Source organism: Methylobacter sp. S3L5C, assembly GCF_022788635.1.
In the GTDB taxonomy this organism is placed as follows: domain Bacteria; phylum Pseudomonadota; class Gammaproteobacteria; order Methylococcales; family Methylomonadaceae; genus Methylobacter_C.
Genome location: NZ_CP076024.1, coordinates 1,704,744 through 1,724,320, shown reverse-complemented (window position 1 = coordinate 1,724,320; position 19,577 = coordinate 1,704,744). Strand labels below are relative to the sequence as shown.

At 43.2% G+C, this 19,577-nt stretch carries 20 protein-coding genes; 4 read left to right on the top strand and 16 right to left on the bottom strand.

Translation table 11 applies throughout. The annotated features are described in order from the left end of the window. Positions 1 to 3: 3 nt before the first annotated feature. The 16 genes from tadA to KKZ03_RS07875 all read right to left on the bottom strand — a co-directional run bounded on the left by tadA (position 4) and on the right by KKZ03_RS07875 (position 15,586). Positions 4 to 465, bottom strand: coding sequence for a tRNA adenosine(34) deaminase TadA (tadA, locus tag KKZ03_RS07950; protein ID WP_243220977.1), 462 nt, complete (start codon positions 463 to 465; stop codon positions 4 to 6). Next, positions 456 to 2,042: a glutamine-hydrolyzing GMP synthase gene (gene guaA, locus KKZ03_RS07945; protein WP_243220976.1), complete on the bottom strand. Its 1,587-nt coding sequence runs from the start codon at positions 2,040 to 2,042 to the stop codon at positions 456 to 458. Before guaA ends, tadA begins: the two co-directional genes overlap by 10 nt. A 127-nt stretch (positions 2,043 to 2,169) precedes the next feature. Beyond that, entirely contained in the window at positions 2,170 to 3,636 is a 1,467-nt protein-coding gene (gene guaB / locus KKZ03_RS07940) for an IMP dehydrogenase (RefSeq protein ID WP_243220975.1), read from the bottom strand. A gap of 743 nt (positions 3,637 to 4,379) precedes the next feature. Continuing rightward, positions 4,380 to 4,760 carry a ClpXP protease specificity-enhancing factor gene (locus KKZ03_RS07935; RefSeq protein ID WP_243220974.1) on the bottom strand — a complete coding sequence of 127 codons (381 nt, stop codon included), beginning with the start codon at positions 4,758 to 4,760 and terminating at the stop codon, positions 4,380 to 4,382. A gap of 10 nt (positions 4,761 to 4,770) precedes the next feature. Beyond that, positions 4,771 to 5,376: a glutathione S-transferase N-terminal domain-containing protein gene (locus KKZ03_RS07930; RefSeq protein ID WP_256452014.1), complete on the bottom strand. Its 606-nt coding sequence runs from the start codon at positions 5,374 to 5,376 to the stop codon at positions 4,771 to 4,773. Positions 5,377 to 5,615: 239 nt separating this feature from the next. Beyond that, on the bottom strand, positions 5,616 to 6,335 hold the full coding sequence (locus KKZ03_RS07925) for a cytochrome c1 (RefSeq protein WP_243220972.1): 720 nt from the start codon (positions 6,333 to 6,335) through the stop codon (positions 5,616 to 5,618). 1 nt (position 6,336) lies between these two features. Next, a complete protein-coding gene (locus KKZ03_RS07920) occupies positions 6,337 to 7,764 on the bottom strand; it encodes a cytochrome bc complex cytochrome b subunit (RefSeq protein ID WP_243220971.1) in 1,428 nt (475 codons plus the stop codon). Beyond that, positions 7,761 to 8,360 (bottom strand): ubiquinol-cytochrome c reductase iron-sulfur subunit, encoded by a 600-nt coding sequence (petA, locus tag KKZ03_RS07915; protein ID WP_243220970.1) that lies wholly within the window; start codon positions 8,358 to 8,360, stop codon positions 7,761 to 7,763. The genes KKZ03_RS07920 and petA overlap by 4 nt, the downstream gene beginning before the upstream one ends. A gap of 306 nt (positions 8,361 to 8,666) precedes the next feature. Next, positions 8,667 to 9,749: a histidinol-phosphate transaminase gene (gene hisC / locus KKZ03_RS07910; RefSeq protein ID WP_243220969.1), complete on the bottom strand. Its 1,083-nt coding sequence runs from the start codon at positions 9,747 to 9,749 to the stop codon at positions 8,667 to 8,669. Positions 9,750 to 9,815: 66 nt separating this feature from the next. Continuing rightward, the gene (hisD, locus tag KKZ03_RS07905) at positions 9,816 to 11,126 is read right to left on the bottom strand and encodes a histidinol dehydrogenase (protein WP_243220968.1); all 1,311 of its coding nucleotides are present in this window, start codon (positions 11,124 to 11,126) and stop codon (positions 9,816 to 9,818) included. 4 nt (positions 11,127 to 11,130) lie between these two features. Next, entirely contained in the window at positions 11,131 to 11,757 is a 627-nt protein-coding gene (hisG, locus tag KKZ03_RS07900) for an ATP phosphoribosyltransferase (protein WP_243220967.1), read from the bottom strand. Positions 11,758 to 11,766: 9 nt separating this feature from the next. Beyond that, positions 11,767 to 13,032 carry a UDP-N-acetylglucosamine 1-carboxyvinyltransferase gene (gene murA / locus KKZ03_RS07895; RefSeq protein ID WP_243220966.1) on the bottom strand — a complete coding sequence of 422 codons (1,266 nt, stop codon included), beginning with the start codon at positions 13,030 to 13,032 and terminating at the stop codon, positions 11,767 to 11,769. 9 nt (positions 13,033 to 13,041) lie between these two features. Next, positions 13,042 to 13,395, bottom strand: coding sequence for a lipid asymmetry maintenance protein MlaB (locus KKZ03_RS07890; protein WP_243220965.1), 354 nt, complete (start codon positions 13,393 to 13,395; stop codon positions 13,042 to 13,044). Then, a complete protein-coding gene (mlaD, locus tag KKZ03_RS07885; RefSeq protein WP_243220964.1) occupies positions 13,392 to 13,859 on the bottom strand; it encodes an outer membrane lipid asymmetry maintenance protein MlaD in 468 nt (155 codons plus the stop codon). Before mlaD ends, KKZ03_RS07890 begins: the two co-directional genes overlap by 4 nt. Before the next feature lie 4 nt (positions 13,860 to 13,863). Next, the gene (gene mlaE / locus KKZ03_RS07880) at positions 13,864 to 14,643 is read right to left on the bottom strand and encodes a lipid asymmetry maintenance ABC transporter permease subunit MlaE (protein WP_243220963.1); all 780 of its coding nucleotides are present in this window, start codon (positions 14,641 to 14,643) and stop codon (positions 13,864 to 13,866) included. A gap of 115 nt (positions 14,644 to 14,758) precedes the next feature. Next, positions 14,759 to 15,586, bottom strand: coding sequence for an ABC transporter ATP-binding protein (locus KKZ03_RS07875; RefSeq protein WP_243220962.1), 828 nt, complete (start codon positions 15,584 to 15,586; stop codon positions 14,759 to 14,761). Between the two features lie 618 nt (positions 15,587 to 16,204). Between KKZ03_RS07875 and rfbA the strand changes: the two genes are divergently transcribed. Genes rfbA through rfbB form a run of 4 tightly spaced genes read left to right on the top strand, consistent with a single transcriptional unit; the run spans position 16,205 to position 19,548 of the window. Continuing rightward, on the top strand, positions 16,205 to 17,095 hold the full coding sequence (gene rfbA / locus KKZ03_RS07870) for a glucose-1-phosphate thymidylyltransferase RfbA (protein WP_243218358.1): 891 nt from the start codon (positions 16,205 to 16,207) through the stop codon (positions 17,093 to 17,095). Next, positions 17,092 to 17,664: a dTDP-4-dehydrorhamnose 3,5-epimerase gene (gene rfbC, locus KKZ03_RS07865; RefSeq protein WP_243220961.1), complete on the top strand. Its 573-nt coding sequence runs from the start codon at positions 17,092 to 17,094 to the stop codon at positions 17,662 to 17,664. Before rfbA ends, rfbC begins: the two co-directional genes overlap by 4 nt. Continuing rightward, complete coding sequence (rfbD, locus tag KKZ03_RS07860) at positions 17,657 to 18,544, top strand: dTDP-4-dehydrorhamnose reductase (RefSeq protein ID WP_243218360.1); 888 nt, start codon at positions 17,657 to 17,659, stop codon at positions 18,542 to 18,544. Before rfbC ends, rfbD begins: the two co-directional genes overlap by 8 nt. Beyond that, complete coding sequence (gene rfbB / locus KKZ03_RS07855; protein WP_243220960.1) at positions 18,541 to 19,548, top strand: dTDP-glucose 4,6-dehydratase; 1,008 nt, start codon at positions 18,541 to 18,543, stop codon at positions 19,546 to 19,548. The genes rfbD and rfbB overlap by 4 nt, the downstream gene beginning before the upstream one ends. The last annotated feature ends 29 nt before the right edge of the window (positions 19,549 to 19,577 follow it).

Here is a 19,577-nt window from a genome sequence, read left to right as displayed (position 1 = left end):
ACGTCAGCGCCTGGCTCGAAAAAAATCTCTTAACAGTTCCGAGCATTGCGCTTCCAAGACACCGCCAAGCCAGTCAATTCGATGATTTAAGAAACTTGCATCGGAAAGACTCAACGCATTACAAACTGCTCCCCGCTTGGAATCAGGCGCACCAAAAACAAGACGTCTAATGCGGGCGTGACTGATCGCCCCCATGCACATCACACAAGGCTCTAAAGTCACATATAACGTAGCGTCACACAAGCGATAATTTTCCAAAACCCGCCCTGCCCTTCTTAAGGCCACCATTTCAGCATGGGCAGTCGGGTCATGCGTTGTAATAGGAATATTCCAACCTTCAGCGATACATCGGTTATCTTTGACAACTATCGCCCCAACCGGCACTTCGCCTTGCTCGCCGGCTCTTTGTGCCAACCTGAAAGCATAACGCATCCATGCCTCATCCTCAGCAGGGCTTATTCCCATTCAATGGTTGCTGGTGGCTTACCCGATATATCATAAGCAACACGCGAAATACCCGGAACTTCATTAATAATGCGACGGGAAATCAGATCAAGAAATTCATAAGGCAAATGTGCCCAACGCGCAGTCATAAAATCAATAGTTTCGACGGCACGGATGGCGATAACATAATCATAACGTCGCCCGTCACCCATGACACCCACTGATTTAACCGGTAAAAATACCGCGAATGCCTGACTTACCTTGTCGTAAAGATCATGCCGATACAATTCTTCAATAAAAATAGCATCTGCCTGACGTAATAAATCGGCATATTGCTTTTTAACTTCACCCAAGATTCTTACGCCCAAACCCGGCCCTGGAAATGGGTGGCGAAAAACCATGTCAGCGGGTAAACCTAACTCCAAACCCAACCGCCTTACTTCATCCTTAAATAATTCGCGCAACGGCTCAACCAGCTTTAAAGTCATATTTTCCGGTAAACCACCGACATTATGATGTGATTTAATCAAATGTGCCTTACCGCTTTTAGAACCCGCTGATTCAATGACATCAGGATAAATCGTACCTTGCGCCAACCATTTTGCATCAGCTATTTTTGATGCCTCTTCATCAAAAATCTCCACAAACAAATTGCCGATAATTTTACGTTTCTGCTCAGGGTCCGAAATACCGACCAAGGCGTTCAAATAACGCTCTTCAGCATCTACCCTGATGACTTTAACACCCAAATGTTCAGCAAATATTGCCATCACCTGATCACCTTCGTGCAAGCGCAGCAAGCCGGTATCAACAAACACACAAGTAAGCTGATCTTTGATGGCCTCATGCAAAAGGGCAGCAACAACGGAGGAATCTACGCCACCAGACAAGCCTAAAATAACGTGATCACTACCTACTTTTTCACGTACGGCCTTAATGCTGTCTTCAACAATATTACTGGCAGTCCAGAGCGCATCACAACCACAAATATCCAATACAAAGCGCGACAAAATTCGACCGCCCTGTTTGGTATGCGTAACTTCAGGATGAAACTGTAAGGCATAATAAGACTTTTCCTCATTGGCAATACCCGCAATTGGCGCACCCTCCGAACTGGCAATAGAGATAAAACCTTGAGGCAATTCAACAACACGATCGCCATGGCTCATCCATACATCCAGCAAACCAAAGCCTTCTGCGGAAAGATGATCTTCTATGCCTGCCAATAACTTTGAATGCCCACGCGCCCTTATTTGTGCATAACCAAACTCACGATGATCAGAGGATTCCACCTTGCCGCCCATTTGTTCGGTCATGGTCTGCATGCCGTAACAAATACCGAGTACCGGCACACCCAATTCAAATACTATATTGGGCGCTCGCGGTGTATCATCGCTGGTGACAGTATCGGGGCCACCCGACAAGATAATGCCATTAGGAACAAATTGTTTGATTTCCGTTTCGCTGCATTCACAGGAAAAAATTTCACAATAAACGCCAATTTCACGAATACGACGTGCGATTAACTGAGTATATTGTGAGCCGAAATCTAAAATAAGGATCTTTTGACTATGGATATTAGTGACTTCTTGTTTCACGGTATTGTATGTAGATATTGGATGAAAAGGCGCACGTGCGACACGGATTAGAACAGACTTACATGGATTATTTATAATTTCTATCCGTAGCTATCCATTTAAATCCCTGTCATTAGTGTACTAATTGTTACTCAGCGCGGTAATTAGGCGCTTCTTTAGTGATAGTGACGTCGTGTACATGGCTTTCACGCATACCGGCATTGGTTACCCGTACAAATTGCGCCTTGTCATGCAGTATGGCAATCGTTTGACTACCTGTGTAGCCCATACTGGCACGTACGCCACCCAACAGCTGATGAATAACTGCCAACAAACTACCTTTATAAGGTACCCGACCTTCAATACCTTCCGGTACCAATTTTTCAACTGAATCCGTTTCTTCCTGAAAATAGCGATCGCTGGAACCTTGCTGTTGCGCCATAGCCCCCAAAGATCCCATACCGCGATACGATTTATAAGAACGTCCCTGAAACAATTCAACCTCTCCGGGAGCTTCTTCAGTACCTGCAAAAATTCCGCCCAACATAACTGCATGCGCCCCGGCCGCCAAGGCTTTGGCAACGTCACCCGAATAACGGATACCACCATCGGCAATCAACGGCACACCGGTTCCTTTTAAGGCATCAGCAACATTACTCACTGCGGTAATTTGGGGAACACCAACACCGGCAACAATTCGCGTAGTACAAATAGATCCAGGCCCTATACCCACCTTAACGCCATCGGCACCGGCTTCAACCAAAGCCAATGCAGCTGCGGCTGTTGCAATATTGCCGCCAATAACCTGCACCGAAGGATAGTTCTGCTTAACCCAGCGTACTCGATCTAAAACACCTTGTGAGTGCCCATGCGCGGTATCAACAATGATGACATCTACGCCGGCATCAACCAATGCCGCAACACGCTCTTCTGTACCGTGCCCGGTCCCAACTGCGGCACCGACACGCAAACGCTCCTGTTCATCCTTGCAAGCAAAAGGATAATCCTTGGCTTTTTGAATATCTTTAACCGTAATCAAGCCTCGCAAATGAAATGACTCATTAACCACCAGCACTTTCTCAATACGGTGTTTATGTAGCAGAGCAATAACTTCTTTACGGTCCGCATTTTCACTAACCGTAATTAAACGCTCCTTAGGCGTCATCACTTTTGAGACGGGCTCATCAAAACGCGTTTCAAAGCGCAAATCGCGACTGGTAACAATGCCGACTAATTCATCACCATTAACCACAGGAACACCGGAAATATTTTTGGAGCGGGTTAAGTTGATAACATCACGAATACTGACATCGGGAGAGACAGTAATCGGATCTTTAATGACGCCACTCTCATATTTTTTCACATGACGAACTTCCCTGGCCTGCTGCTCTGTCGTCATATTTTTATGAATAATGCCGATACCACCTTCCTGGGCAATGGCAATGGCAAGCCTGGCCTCGGTAACCGTATCCATAGCCGCAGCAACCAGCGGAATATTTAGTGTAATACTTCGCGTCAACTGTGTTTTCATTTCTACATCGCGTGGCAGCACAGTTGAGTGCGCAGGCACTAATAAGACGTCATCAAACGTGAGCGCTTCCTGAATAATTCGCATAAACCACACCTAAACAATTACTAAAATAACCAAGCATTATACGACGAGTTTAGCAACTACTGTAGCACTAAAAAATCGCGTCTCTTAATAATAGAATAATCTCCTGAAAATCTCCGGCATAAAATACGACTTACTTTAGTATATTCATACTCTAAAATCCCCATTTCAACTACATTAAATACAACACTTTAAGCTAATCGCAATAAAGGCTATAAACGCATAACAACTTACCAAAAGAAACAGAAGCGTGGAATATTCAATTGAAAAATATAATTAACGACCCCAACTCTAAAAAAGTATAACCTGAAAACGTCGTTATTTTTATGACAATGAAGCTTTTGCACACAAAAAAGTGAAATAGCAAAGTCTTTTTTCTTGATTCAAGAAGGTATTTTACGGAAGATAATCCAAATTGCAGTAGAAGAACGCCGTAATATACAGACAGATGACAGTGACCGCTGTTACCGATGGCTGCTTAATAGAAATTGATGGAAAAATGTTGGTATCTATTTGGAAAACAATCCACTTAAGGGATATTTATTTTTCATAATAGTTATTAAAAACGCTAATCAATCAGATAGTTGGTGACACTCACAGAATAGAAACTTTGATGGCATGCGGACTTATAACCCATGGGATATCTAAATAATTGTAGGCAACCTAACTGCCAGCTTTACCTGCAAATATCTTGGCTAAAAAAACAATGCTATGTGTAGCCGTGCGTAACATAGCAAAGGATTTATTTATTTTACTATGCGTAACGTAGGTCTTGTTGGCGGTTTAGTTTCGGGTGGTGGCGTTTCATCAGAGCCCTCATCTTCCTGATCAAAGATCATACCTTTACCGTTTTCTTGAGCATAAATTGCCATTACTGCTGCCATAGGCACGACAATATGCAAGGGCTTGCCACTAAACCGGGCATTAAATTCAATTTCAGCGTTACCAAGAGAAAGACCTTGTATAGCTTCAGGCCTTATATTTAGAAGTATCTTGCCGTCCTCAACTAATTGTTGCGGCAAAATTGCATTACTGAATTCTGCATTAACCAGTAGATGCGGCGTTAAATCATTATCAATAATCCATTCATAAATCGAACGAATTAAATAGGGCTTTAAAGGAGTCATGTTGCGATAGTTATTTTAAAGGTTCAGCCATTTCTTTTTCAGCTTCACTAAGACTGCGTTTAAATGCAGGTCTTTTGAATATACGCTGGGCGTAATTATTAATAACCTCATTCGGCGTCGACACATCAATGCCAAAACTAGGTAGTCGCCATAATAAAGGAGCAATCGCACAATCGATCAGCGAAAACTCATCACTCATAAAATAAGGTCTGGCGGCAAAAATTGGTGCTGCTGATAAAATACTTTCTCTGAGCATTTTCTTGGCACGCGCGGACTTTTTCTCACCTGAAAACAATATTTCATCCAACAATTGATACCAATCCTGATCTATTCTTTTAATCAGCATACGGGCATTTGCACGTGAAACCGGATCCATTTGATGTAAAGGAGGATGTGGGAAACGCTCATCCAAATATTCCATAATAATACGCGAATCATAAAGAACCAGATCACGCTCTATCAATGTGGGTGATGTGCCATTAGGATTTAGCTCAAGTAAATCCTCTGGCGGATCAGTCGGGTCATAATATTCTATATCTGCCGCAACTGCTTTCTCTTGTAAAACAAAGCGCGCGCAGTGACTCATTGCGCATGTCGGAGATGAAAAAAGCGTCATTACAGATTTACGAGTAATAATATTTGCCACGAATAGCAACCTCTTTGGACGTATAGGGCGATAAAGTTGCCATTGTAACATAAACCATCGAGCTTTTGACTGTTGGCATTATTTAGCATCCATTCTTTGATGGTAGTGCCACTCTGGATGCGATCAGGTATCCAGAATTTTTAAATCGCACCCGGAGCGACACTTGTGTAAGTCAAATAAAATTGACTACAGACTTAAAATAATAATTATCAGTCAACGTCTTTCCAATATTCTTTTTTCAGCAGATAGGCAATCACCACGAACATCAGCAAGAAAAATATGACGTATTTACCTAGACGCTCTCTTTCAAGTTGAACCGGCTCACCAACATAGACCAAAAAATTAACCAGGTCGTTAACAAAAAGATCAAATTCTCTTTCCGACAAAGTCCCCTGATCCTCAAGAACTAACTTGATATATTCACCATAGATAGTTTTTCTAGGTTCAGCATGCTGCTCACCTTGCAATTGCCATAAGGGGTTAGGCATTGCCGTATCCGGATATACCAAATTATTAACACCAAATGGCCTGGAAGTATCGCTATAATAACTCTTCAAATAACTGTATAGCCAATCAGCACCTCGCGATCGGGCAATTAACGACAAGTCAGGCGGCTGAACACCAAACCACTTTTCGGCATCATGCTTGTTCATGGCACTGTGGAGCTGATCATAGATACTTGCCCCTTCAGGCGCAATATCTTTTAACACTTTCTTTTGGTCTACGCCAACATCGAGCGCAAAACGCAAGTAACGCATGTGCTTGGCAGAATGACAACCCAAACAATAGGTTACAAAATGCTGGGCACCACGCTGCAATGACTCATTATCTGAAAGATCTACATCGGCCTCTTGAAGCTCTATCGCTTCGGAAGCTGCCACACCAAAAGACAACGTCAACAATAAAAGTAATGTGATTAAATTTTTCATATTAGTCGAGACTCCCTTTTAATTTCTTGGCCAATCGACTAAGCACATGAGCCATACCTTGAGGGTTAGGTCTTCTATTAAAAAAGGTACCTTTAAATGCAGGGTGACCAATCTCGGTAACCACTGGTTTTAATTCGGTAATTTCCTCAATTAACGCGGGCAATTGCTCCTCAAGCGTATGTAATTGTTCCTCAAGACTATGCAATCTTGTCAATCTTTTTGGTACCGGCTTGGTCTTTTCCCAGCGGGTGTATATGGGCATTAACAGAAAAAAGCCAAAATAAATGGTCGTAAAAAGTCTGGCCAAGGTAGTCGCTACTGGAGTTACCGGTTGAGTACCCAAATAACCTAACGCGACAAAACTAATAACAAACAAGAACAACGCTTTTTTGAAAATACCGCCGCGATAACGAATCGATTTAACTTTGCAACGATCCAGCCAAGGCATCAAAAACAGCACAAAAATGGAGCCACCCATACCAATAACACCGGCAAATTTATCGGGAATAGCCCTTAAAATCGAATAAAACGGCGTGAAGTACCAAACGGGAGCGATATGTTCCGGTGTTTTCATTGGATCAGCCGGAATAAAATTGGCATGCTCAAGAAAATAGCCGCCCATTTCCGGCATATAAAAGATAACCGTCGCAAAAAACAATAAAAATACGCCAACACCAACCAGATCTTTAACCGTGTAATAAGGATGAAAAGGAATACCATCGACAGGATGTCCCCAAGGGTCTTTGGATTCCTTGATTTCAATGCCGTCTGGGTTATTGGAGCCAACCTCATGAAGCGCGACTAAATGCATAAAAACCAGCATTACCAGCACCAAAGGTACGGCGATAACATGGAAGGCAAAAAACCGGTTCAACGTTGCATCGGCAATAACATAATCGCCCCTGATCCAAAGTGACAAATCATCACCGACAAGAGGAATAGCACTAAATAAAGAGATAATTACCTGGGCCCCCCAAAATGACATTTGCCCCCAAGGTAATAAGTATCCCATAAATGCTTCTGCCATTAAGGCGACAAACAACAGCATCCCAAAAATCCAGATCAACTCGCGCGGGTGCTTGAATGATCCGTAAAGCAACGCCCTGAACATATGCAGATAAATAACAATAAAAAATGCAGAAGCACCGGTTGAATGCATATAACGCACCAGCCAACCCCACGGCACATCACGCATAATATACTCGACAGAATCAAAAGCCAGCTTTGCATCCGGCTTGTAGTTCATGGTTAACAAGATGCCCGTAAGAATCTGATTGACTAAAAGCAATAACGCCAAAGAACCAAAGAAGTACCAAAAGTTGAAATTCTTGGGCGCATAATAATGCGCCATATGATCATTCCAAAATTTAGTCACCGGAAAACGATCTAAAACCCAGTTGCCACACTCAGTTAAACGGGTTGGTTTCATACGGTTTTCTCCTCAGCAGACTCGCCAATGATTACTCTTGTATCACTAACGTAGCGATAAGGCGGAATTTCCAGATTGGTAGGCGCGGGTACACCACGATAAACGCGGCCAGCCAGATCAAACCAGGAACCATGACACGGACAGAAAAAACCACCTTTCCATTTGTCACCCAAATCATTAGGCGCAATTTCCGGACGAAAAGTAGGCGAGCAGCCTAAATGAGTACATAAACCCACGGCAACAAAAATCTCGGGCTTAAGCGATCTTCCCGGATTTTTGCTGGAAGCCGGTTGCTCTGATTCATTAGAAAGCGGATCTCTAAGCTCGGCATCGAGGGTTTTTAATGTGGCAAGAACTTCAGGTGTTCTGTTGAGCACCCATACCGGCTTACCTCTCCAGGCAACTCTGATCAGCTGCCCAACTTCCATTTTACTGATATCAACTTCAACAGGTGCTCCAGCTGCCATAGCTTTGACACTAGGCTGCATTTGAGCAAGAAAAGGAACAGCTAAATAGCCTGTGCCCACAGCGCCAACCACGGTCATAGCCGAGGTTAAAAACTGGCGCTTAGACTTATCGACGCCTTTATTATTCATTATGGAACTCTCCTGGATTTATCCGTGGCTTTACAGCTCATTTTTATTTTGCGTCAATATACCACTAGAAGCCCATGAATCTAAAGCGCTTAGTGTGAATTGTTTGAGATGATGCAGGGTATTTAACAGATTCACCCCAATATCACGTCATTTAAACAAAAGATTTACAAAACGCTATAGGAACAATGGCCTCGTTGCACTAATCTTGTTTGCAAGGAAGCCGTTGTTTGCACCAGCATACTTAATCGTTAGTTTATTTTTACCTAAGCCAAAAGCTTAGTGGCCCTTTTATTATAGACTTACTTATTAAAGGCTTTTTCTTAAGGCGGCAAGAAATGCCAAATTTTCATCAGGCTTTCCAATAGTGACTCGCAAGCAGTCACTTAACAAGCCTCCCTGAGCGCTCATGTTCTTAATTAAAACCCCTTGCTGTTTTATCGACAAAAAAATCTCAGTGGCTTTATCTTTAGGTGTTTTAAACAGAATAAAATTCGCAGCACTTGGGTAAGCAGTTATACCGTCAAGCTTATTAAGCTCCTTAAAAACAAAGGCTCTTTCAGCACAAATTTTTTGAGTTTGCTCATCAAAAAGTACTTTATTGGAAAGCGCAAAATCAGCACTGATTTGTGTCAGACTATTGATATTGTAAGGCAGGCGAATTTTATTAAGTTGCTCAATAATTGCCGGATTACCCATAATATAACCCAGGCGTAAACCGGCCAAACCTAACTTGGAAACGGTACGCATAACCAACAAATTATCGTATTGATCCAATGCATCAATAAAACTGGCATTGGCAAAAGGTGCATAAGCCTCATCGAGCACAACCAAACCTTTAGCTGACTTTATGATTTCCAGAATTGCTGTTTCGCTGAATAAATTACCGGTAGGATTATTAGGGTAGGCGAGAAAAATAACTGAAGGTTGATGTTGCCCGATAACTGCCAGCATGGCAGGCAAGTCCAAATCAAAGGACTCGGCCAGCAAAGGAATACCCAGATAATTCAATCCCAAACAATCACTCAGTTGCTTGTACATGACAAAACCGGGAACTGGAGCCAAAACACTGGCTGTTGCCGGTAATGCCATTAATAGTAATTGAATGATTTCATCAGAACCATTACCCAGCAATAGATCAAATTGCTCAGGCAGTTGATTCAAGTGCCTGATAGTTTCTGTAAGCTGGCGCGCTTCAGGATCAGGATAGCGATTTAACTGACAATCCTTTAACGCCTCCAACCAGTCTTTTTTACTGGCTTCCGGCCAGTTATAAGGATTTTCCATGGCATCCAGCTTGATTAGCCCTGCGGCATCAGCGACTTTATAAGCGGCCATTGCCAATACTTCTTTGCGAAAAACAGCAGAAATCAGGTTATTATTTTGGGTCATGATGACAGTAAAAGATAATGGCCAAAAGGTAGTTTTTTGTTTTTTACACCTTGAACTTTACACTCATTAACCTGATTTTATTCTAAATTCCGCAGATCGGGCATGGGCAGTCAAGCTTTCACCACGCGCCAAAACAGACGCAGTTTCACCTAAAGTATCTGCCCCGACTTGAGAACAATTGATTAAACTGGAGCGCTTTTGAAAATCATAGACCCCTAAAGGCGAGGAAAAACGTGCCGTACCCGAGGTTGGTAAAACATGGTTGGGACCCGCACAGTAATCACCCAAAGCTTCCGCCGTATAACGCCCCATAAAAATAGCGCCCGCATGACGAATATGCTCACTCAACGCTTCGGGATCTTCAACAGACAACTCTAAATGTTCTGGTGCAATAATATTGGCAACATCGGCAGCCTGCTTTAAATTATCCACCTTAATTAACGCCCCGCGTGCTGACAACGATGCTTTAATAATTTCGGCACGCTCCATACCCGGCAATAATTTATTGATGCTTTCTTCAACCGCTTTCAGATAATCACTATTATCACTAATTAAAATAGCTTGGGCATTTTCATCATGTTCTGCTTGGGAGAACAAATCCATCGCAATCCAGTCGGGATTGGTTTTACCGTCGCAGATAATCAAGATCTCCGAAGGTCCGGCGATCATATCAATCCCTACCTTCCCAAAGACCAGTTTTTTGGCCGTAGCCACATAAATATTACCTGGGCCGACAATTTTTGCAACCGCAGGAATCGTTTCAGTCCCATAAGCAAGTGCGGCGATGGCCTGTGCTCCACCTACCGTGAAGACCCTATCGACACCCGCCAAAAAAGCCGCCGCCAATACCAATTCGTTGGTTTCACCCTGAGGCGTAGGTACCACCATAATCAACTGGCCAACACCGGCAACTTTTGCCGGAATCGCGTTCATTAAAACCGATGAAGGATAAGATGCTTTGCCACCCGGCACATAAAGACCAACCCGATCCAGCGGCGTGATTTTCTGCCCCAATACCGTACCGTCAGCCTCAGTATATTGCCAGGACTGCATTTTTTGATGCTCGGCATAAGCACGGACACGGTCAGCCGCGATTTGCAGCGCTTGCGCTTGATCAGTCGGTAAGTTCTCCCAGGCTGCTTTAAGTGTTTCCCTGGATAATTCAAATTCGCCAGCTTGAGTAATATCGCGTTGGTCAAAACGGTTGGTATATTCAATAACCGCTTTGTCACCATTGTTACGAACATCAGCAATAATATCTAAAACCCGCTGATGAATCTCTAAGTCGTCAGACTCATCCCAAGCCAATAGCTGTTGTAATTGCTGATCAAAATCGACTGATGCAGCATCCAGTTTAGTGAGGTTTAAACAGGGCATAGACTTACCTATTTGCCAGGGTTTTTTCAAATTGAATCAGTAATTCTGAAATCGCTGTGTGCTTCATTTTCATGGCCGCTTTATTAACCACCAGTCTGGAACTTATATTCATAATAAGTTCACGAGGCTCAAGATCGTTAGCTTTTAAGGTATTACCCGTGTCAACCAAATCTACAATACAATCAGCAAGACCGACTAATGGTGCGAGCTCCATTGAGCCATACAACTTAATAATGTCAGCTTGTATGCCTTTACTGGCAAAGTAACTCTTGGCTATCTTAACGTATTTGGTAGCTACACGAATCCGGCCTCGATGTTCAGTGGCATCTTTGTGATAGGCAGTCATCAGTCGGCAGCAAGCAATGTTTAAATCCAACGGCTCATACAGACTTTCAGCGCCATGTTCAATCAGCACATCTTTTCCGGCAATCCCCAAATCCGCCGCGCCATACTCAACAAAAGTAGGCACATCAGTGGCACGAATAATCACCAACTGAACATCTTCGCGAGTAGTTGCAAGAATTAATTTACGACAGGTTTTTGGGTCGTCAATTGGCACAATGCCTGCTTCTGCCAGCAAGGGCAAAGCTTCTTCATAAATCCTGCCCTTGGATACAGCAATGGTTAACATAGCAATCCCTTACCTTGGCACACGGCGTATTGTCGCGCCTAGCTGCGACAACTTTTCTTCAATATGATCGTAACCCCGATCAATATGATAGATACGATCAACCAGAGTACTGCCTTCTGCAACCAGTGCCGCAATCACAAGACTCGCGGATGCTCTTAAATCGGTTGCCATTACCGGCGCACCAGTCAGTTTTTTAACACCGGTACAAATGGCCGTATTCGATTCCAGCCTGATATCAGCACCCATGCGTTGCAGCTCCTGAACATGCATAAACCGATTTTCAAAAATCGTTTCGGTAATAACACCGACGCCTTCAGCAATACAATTCATCGCAATAAACTGTGCCTGCATGTCGGTTGGAAACGCCGGGTAAGGCGCAGTTCGAAGGGAAACCGCTTTTGGTCTTTTACCGTGCATATCCAGCTCAATCCAGTCTTCACCGACCCTAATTTCAGCACCAGCTTCAACCAATTTTTCCAAAACAGCATCCAGAATATCAGGGCGGGTTTTTTTCAATCTGACTTTTCCACCAGTAATAGCGGCAGCAACCAGATAGGTACCGGTTTCGATTCGATCGGGAAGAATATCATAATGCAAATCTTCTACGCCCAACTTTTCAACGCCTTCAATGACCAGCACATCGGTACCTATCCCGGTAATTTTAGCTCCCATGGCATTGAGAAAATGCGCTAAATCCGTCACTTCAGGTTCTTTAGCGGCATTTTCAATGATGGTCGTTCCTTCAGCCAAAGTTGCGGCCATCAATAAATTTTCTGTGCCGGTCACCGTAATTTGCTCAAGTATTAAACGACAACCTTTAAGCCGATTAGCCGTTGCGTGAATAAAACCGCCTTCGACAGTAATATTCGCGCCCATCTTGATAAGGCCGTTAATATGAATATCAACCGGCCGTGTACCGATAGCGCAACCACCGGGCAATGACACATGCGCCTCACCAAACCGCGCCAATAAGGGCCCTAATACTAAAATTGAGGCACGCATAGTCCTCACCAACTCATAAGGAGCCACATAACTGTTGATAGTACTGCTATCGACTTCAATGTTCATTTTCTCATCAACAACCAAACGCACACCCATGCGGCCCAATAATTCCATGGTTGTAGTTATGTCATGCAAATGAGGTATGTTACCGACACTAACAGGCGTATGTGAAAGTAACGTTGCCGCCAGAATAGGTAAGGCAGCATTTTTTGCACCAGAGATACGGATATCTCCAGAAAGTTGTGCGCCGCCAGTAATCGTTAATTTATCCATAATGGGTACTTAAATTGTCTCTGTAGATGGCAGGGCGTCAACTTCTTGATCCCCTGCAGTTTCCGTTGAAAAATGGCTGGTTTTATCAAAACCACTAAGCTTGGCAAGATTGAGTAATTGCTCGGGAATATTTTTAAACGCTATCCGTGTTCTATGCTGACGCGTATATTTAATCCATTCAATCACTAACGCAAGACCTGCACTATCTATATTATCAACACCTGCAAGGTCAATAGTGATCAATTTCGTTGCCGTTAAAAATGCAAAAGATTTTACCGTTTTCTTGTTAATAGTAGCAAAAGTCAAATCGCCATCAACCATAAAGCGCCCGGCGCCCTGATCAACAATACTTAATTCTGTCACTTTTTTTCTGCCGCTGACTTAAACAAGAATTGGCCTATCGCTTTTTCAAGAATAATCGCCGACTGAGTAATTTCAATAGCACTATCCTGCTGTAAATATTCTTCCGAACCACCTGGATCAAGATTAACGTACTGCTCACCCAATAAACCTGCAGTATAAATACTGGCACTGGTATCGGTTGGAATCGTGTTGTACTGTGTATAAATACTCATATGAACAACTGACTGGTAAGTTTTAGGATCAAAACTGATTGAACTGACCTTGCCAATTTTTACACCGGCAGCAGAAACCGGAGACTTAACTTTAAGGCCGCCGGAGTTTTCAAACCGGGCAATAATCGTATAGCTTTCCTCATCACCAAAAGAGCTTAAATTACTTACTTGCATCGAAAGAAAAAACAGTCCTACAATACCTGCCGCAACAAAAAGCCCGACAAGCGTGTCCTGAGTACTGGTATGCTGCATGTTATTATTCTCCAAACATGAGTGCGGTCAGGATAAAATCCAGACCTAAAATACTAAAAGCTGAATTAACTACGGTACGGGTAGTCGCTCGACTAACACCTTCCGAAGTGGGAATGGCATCAGAACCTTCAAATAATGCTATCCATGACGTAACAAAGCCAAACACAATACTTTTGATAATGCCATTAAGAATATCATCATGGAAATCAATACTAGCCTGCATTTGCGACCAATAAGCGCCTTCATCAACGCCCAACAAACCGGAACCAATTATCTGCCCGCCAATAATACCCACTGCACTAAATAATGCAGCCAGTAAAGGCATTGCCAGCAATCCTGCCAAGAATCGCGGGGTAATGATACGCTTAATCGGGTCAACTGCCATCATCTCCATACCTGATAATTGCTCGGTTGCCTTCATTAAACCAATTTCTGCCGTTAAAGCAGAGCCTGCCCTGCCCGCAAATAACAACGCCGAAACAACGGGCCCCAACTCTCGAACCAAAGAAGCCGCTACCATAACACCCAGCGTTTCTTCTGCACCAAAATCAGAGAGTGTGTAATACCCCTGCAAACCCAAAACCATACCGACAAATAGCCCGGAAATAGTGATAATCAAAAAAGATAACACACCCACAGAATACAACTGATTAAGCAGTAACCTGGGACGAAGTAACACGCTGGGTATGCCGGAAACCGTTTGCAGTAAAAAATACGTAGCTCGGCCCAGCTTGGTAAAGCTGGTACGCGTACTTTTACCCAAATATTGTAGAATTCGAATCATTTTATAGTCTATTTTACCTGGCTAGCATTAAGTTTGTGGTGTTCCAACCGCTTTAAAATTAACCACTAGAAGGTTAAAAGCAGAGAGTTCAGAGGCGATATGGGTTTTAATTATGTTAATAACGTTTTCCAGTTGACATCAAATCATCAACATAATCTTTGGCCGGATAATGAAAATGTACCGGTCCATCTGCCGCACCGGTCATAAATTGTTGCACCCATTCAGAATCAGATTGCTGAATTTCCTGAGGAGTACCTTGACCTACAATTTTGCCTCCTGATAACACGTAAATATAATCAGCAATCGCTGACGTATCATGAACATCATGAGAAACAATAATACTGGTAAGTCCCAAAATATTATTTAAAGACTTAATCAAATGCACTAAAACCCCCATAGAAATAGGGTCTTGCCCGGTAAATGGCTCATCATAAAGAATCATCATCGGATCCAGGGCAATCGCCCTTGCCAAAGCAATACGCCGGGCCATACCGCCCGAAAGCTCATTAGGCATCAAATTGCGGGCACCCCGCAAACCTACCGCCTGCAACTTCATTAATACCAAGGTACGAATCATGGATTCAGGAAGATGAGTATGCTCTCGTAACGGAAACGCCACATTATCGTAAACGCTCATATCCGTTAACAATGCGCCGCTTTGGAACAACATGCCCAAACGTTTACGCAAATTATACAGCTCAGTTCTGCGTAATTTATGGACATTTTGACCATCAACAGTAATTGAACCCTTATCAGGAAACAACTGCCCGCCAATCAACTTCAATAAGGTAGTTTTACCCGTACCACTAGGCCCCATGATAGCGCTGATTTTACCGCGTTCAAAATCCAGCGAAATATCGTCAAATATTATCTTGTCGCCGCGAGAAAACGACAAATTACGAACAGAAACCAAACTGTCTTGAGAAGAAACTCTATTATCCATGCGGAATTTAAAAGTATATGTAAATCTAAACAAGCTATTTTCTACGACTACTCCCAATGAAGTCAATCTATTGTCGTAGTTATTCAAAAATGCCGGCAAATCATAAACTACAATGACAACAAAAAGAACAAGTTGCCTTTACATATTTGTACTCAATTAAAGACTTTCCTGACAAGATTCGTGGCTGACCAATGATCATTATAAAAACAAGCGCAGCTTTGAACCGGGAAAGCTGCGCAGCTGATTTTTCGTATTGATTTATCGCACACCGGATAAAATATCATGCTTACCGGGCTCGCAGGACTTCTTGCATAAATAAAATTACTCTTCTTGTAAGCATATTTTAAGAATGAAATGATTTTGGGGAGAATGATACAATTAGTAAGTTTTTTAACATTACAAAGAAAGTATGATGTGCCTGCTTAATGGTTAAAAATCACTGTCTGAATGTATTCACAGAGAGTTCATTTTAAATCGACTAATCTTGTATAAAGGTCTAAGTCAATCAAATAGCGTATGCAAAAACAAGTAAGTCTCGACAATCAAGCAACTGGCGGCAGTAGTACCTGTACGGATTCAATAACCGGTTTATTTTATAGTTTTTAATGGAGTGATTAAATGAAAGGTATTATTTTAGCGGGTGGCAGCGGAACCAGGCTTTACCCGATTACCAAAGGCGTCAGTAAACAGCTAACACCGATTTACGACAAACCCATGATTTATTATCCGCTGTCGGCCTTAATGCTTTCGGGCATTACAGAAATATTGATTATTTCTACGCCTAAAGACTTGCCCCGCTTTGAAGAATTATTGGGCGATGGTTCGGACATCGGCATGTCTTTTTCTTATAAGGTGCAACCGTCACCGGATGGCTTGGCTCAAGCATTTATTCTGGGCGCTGACTTTATTGGTGACGATGATGTGTGCATGGTGCTGGGCGATAATATCTTTTACGGGCATGGCTTGGTCGAGATGCTGGCTCATGCGGTTATCAATGTCACCGAGCATAAAAAAGCGACCGTGTTTGGCTATCATGTTAAAGACCCTGATCAATACGGCGTTGCCGAATTTGATGACAACGGTAATGTGCTAAGTATTGAAGAAAAGCCAGCCCAACCTAAAAGTAATTATGCCGTCGTAGGTTTATATTTTTATCCGAACAGTGTGATTGAGATTGCCAAAAATATTAAACCTTCGCACCGTGGTGAACTGGAAATTACTACTGTTAATCAGATTTACCTTGAACAAGGCAATTTAAAAGTTGAACTGATGGGCCGTGGTTATGCCTGGCTGGATACCGGCACCCATGAATCTTTACTGGAAGCCTCTAACTTTATTCAGACCATTGAAAATAGACAGGGCTTAAAAGTGGCGTGTATTGAAGAAATTGCCTATGAGATGGGCTATATTTCTCAACAACAATTAATCAAACTGGCCCAGCCGCTGTTAAAAAACCAATACGGCCAATATTTGTTACGCCGCGCAGGCGAAGGTTTGGTAAGCGTATGAATTTTATAAAAACTGCCATCCCCGATGTCATTATCATTGAACCCCGCGTTTTTGGTGATGAGCGAGGTTACTTTGTGGAAACGTTTCGCCAAGATAAACTAAATGCTTTTTTGGGTTTTAATGTTGATTTTATTCAGGATAACGAATCAAAATCGGGTTACGGCGTATTAAGAGGCTTGCATTATCAACTGGCACCGGCCTCACAAACCAAACTGGTACGGGTGATCAAAGGCAAGGTACTGGATGTCGCTGTGGATATTAGAGTCGGCAGTCCGACTTTTGGACAACATGTGAGTGTCGAGTTGTCCGAACAAAACAAACGCCAACTATTTGTACCGCGCGGTTTTGCTCATGGTTTTGTCGTGCTCGAAGATGACACCATTTTTGCTTATAAAGTGGACAATTATTACTCGCCGGAAAACGACCGGGGCTTGGCTTTTGATGATCCGTCTTTAGGCATTGATTGGCTGGTAACAAAGGAACAACTACAACTGTCCGCAAAAGATACCGTCCAACCCACGCTGGATAAGGCGGAGTTGTTTGTTAATGCGGGTAGTCTTTATGCCTAAAGCCATACTGGTGACCGGTGCAAATGGACAACTGGGCAGTGAGCTGCGCGAACTGAGTAACTTAAACACCGATTTTATCTTTACTTTTATCAGTCGGGACGAGCTGGATTTAAGTGACTCGGCGGCCATACAAAACTGGTTTGTTGATAAAACCTTTGACGTCATTATTAATTGTGCCGCCTACACGGCTGTCGATAAAGCCCAAGCAGAGCCCGATCTGGCGAGAGCCATTAACAGCGTCGCCGTCGAAACGCTGGCGCGGATTGCCAAAGCCAAAAACAGCGCGTTGATTCATATCTCAACCGACTATGTGTTTAATGGTAAAAATTACCAACCTTATAACGAAACAGACCTTACCGATCCGCAAGGCATTTACGGACAAACCAAGTTTGAAGGCGAACAGGCAATGCTGGCGATTAATCCGGCAAAATCCGTTATCATCCGCACGTCCTGGGTGTATTCAAAATTTGGTAATAACTTTGTCAAGACCATGTTGCGCTTAGGCAAAGAACGTGAAGAGCTGGGCGTTATTTATGATCAGGTAGGGACACCGACCTCGGCACGCGATTTGGCAGAAGCCATTCTGGCGATTATTCGACACCCGAAACTGGAGAGCGTGACTGACACCGAAGTTTATCACTTCAGTAATGAAGGCGTTTGCAGTTGGTATGACTTTGCCAAAGCCATCTTTGCGCTTTCAGCGCTTACGTGCCGGGTTAAACCGATAGAAACCAAAGACTATCCAACACCGGCAAGCCGTCCGCATTACAGCTTGCTGAACAAAGCAAAAATCAAAAATACGTTTGACTTGACTATCCCTTATTGGAAAGACAGCTTAGCTGACTGCCTGAATAGCTTAACCGGAACCGAGCACTTATGAAATCTCTCTTAATCACCGGCTGCGCCGGTTTTATCGGCAGTAATTTTGCACCTTATTTTTTAGACAAGTATCCTGATTATCACTTGGTTAATCTTGATTTATTGACTTATGCAGGCAATCTTGAAAATCTTGACGAAATTGCCGGTAGTGACCGTTATACATTTATTCACGGCGACATTTGTGATCGTGACTTACTGGAGCAACTGTTTAGCCAGCATGATATTCGTGGGGTTATCCATTTTGCCGCAGAAAGTCATGTAGATAACTCCATTAAAAACCCCGGTGTTTTTGTGCAAACCAATGTTAACGGCACGTTTACCCTGATTGATGTGGCCTATAAATACTGGATGGAAAAACCGTTTGCCTTCAAATCCGGCTATGAGGCTTGTCGCTTTCATCATATCTCTACCGATGAAGTGTACGGAACGTTAGGGGAAACCGGCCTGTTTACTGAAGCCACACCTTACGCGCCTAATTCTCCTTACTCGGCCAGTAAAGCCGGCAGCGATATGATTGTCCGCAGTTATTATCATACCTACGGCATGAACACCGTCATCACTAACTGCTCCAACAATTATGGCCCCAAACAACATAACGAAAAGCTGATTCCAACCATCATCCGCAAAGCAATTACCGGCGAAAATATCCCCATTTATGGCGACGGCAAAAATATACGTGACTGGCTTTATGTGCTGGATCACTGCAAAGGCATTGATCTGGTTTACCATAGCGGTAACGTCGGCGAAGTCTACAATATTGGCGGCAGAAATGAACGCAACAATAATTACATTGCCGATAAAGTCTGTGAAATTCTGGATGAACTGCGCCCCAAAGCCCAAGGCAGCTATAAAGATCAGCTTAACTATGTTGAAGACCGCGCCGGTCATGATAAACGTTATGCCATTGATGCCACAAAGATAGAAACAGAGCTCGGCTGGCAAGCCGATGAAAGTTTTGAAACAGGGATTGTTAAGACGATTAAGTGGTATTTGGGGAAAGCGTAAAATACCTGTAGGTATTGCGCCGAACGGGC